The organism is Gordonia malaquae NBRC 108250 (assembly GCF_000344135.1).
GTDB classification, from domain to species: domain Bacteria; phylum Actinomycetota; class Actinomycetes; order Mycobacteriales; family Mycobacteriaceae; genus Gordonia; species Gordonia malaquae.
The window spans coordinates 1-907 of the sequence record NZ_BAOP01000103.1 but is presented as its reverse complement, the minus strand read 5'-3'; the positions used below and the strand labels follow the sequence as shown (position 1 = coordinate 907).

1 protein-coding gene is annotated in these 907 nt (G+C 60.7%); it reads right to left on the bottom strand.

The window, feature by feature from the left end:
* On the bottom strand, positions 1–778 hold a 778-nt coding region (locus GM1_RS21380), incomplete at its 3' end, for an MlaD family protein (RefSeq protein WP_008382587.1).
* Between the last annotated feature and the right edge of the window lie 129 nt (positions 779–907).

Here is a 907-nt window from a genome sequence, read left to right as displayed (position 1 = left end):
CCAGATCAGGCTGCAGGATCTGGATATAGCCACTGAGCTTTTCCACAAGCTTCAACACGGGAGGCCACTTGTCGTACGAGGTGGTTGTGAACTCGATGAACGCCCGCTGAATTCGCGCCAATCCGTTCACGGCGTCAGGGGTACGCACAGCTGCCGTACTGAGGACGTCCCCGACATTGGACATGAGGCCGAGCAGGAACTCGGCGTTGTCCGCGGTCACCCGGACGGACCCATCTTTGCCGACGAAATCGACTAGACGGTGCATCATGTCGCCGATCATGTCAAGGTCTCCCTGCCGTCCTGCGACGGCCTCGGCGACGGTCTTGTTGATGGACTCGATCGAAGCCGGGTCGAGCCCATCTGCCACCGCAGCCATCTTCGGCAACACCTGGGGCACCGATTGCGACACATGCACCGCCTCCGCGGGCACCACATCTCCGTTGTCGAAGTACCCGCCGGTGGCCGTGCCCCCGGGCACGAAGTTGATGTACTGTTCCCCCGCGATCGACAGATTCTGGATCGACATCACGCTGTCCTGGGGGATCTTGTGATCGGAATCGATCGCCATCTCGACCTTAAGTGCCGAATCCACGACGTTGATGGAGGCCACCTTTCCGACGGGTATCCCCCGCACCATCACCGGCGACGTGTCCAGTAGACCGCCTGAGCTGTCGATGAAGGCGGTTAACGAGTACTCGGAGCGGGTGGGGTTGACGCGTGCCACGCCGACGACGAGGTAGCCGAGCCCTACGACGAACACGACGGCCAAAGCCACCATCGATATGAGCGTGCTGCTGCTGCGCTTCACGGCATCATTCCGATCGATTTCAACACGGTAATGAACGATTCGGCGTCACGCCGCGCCAGGTCCCGACCATCGATGGAGATGTCCGAGAGGTTGATGTCA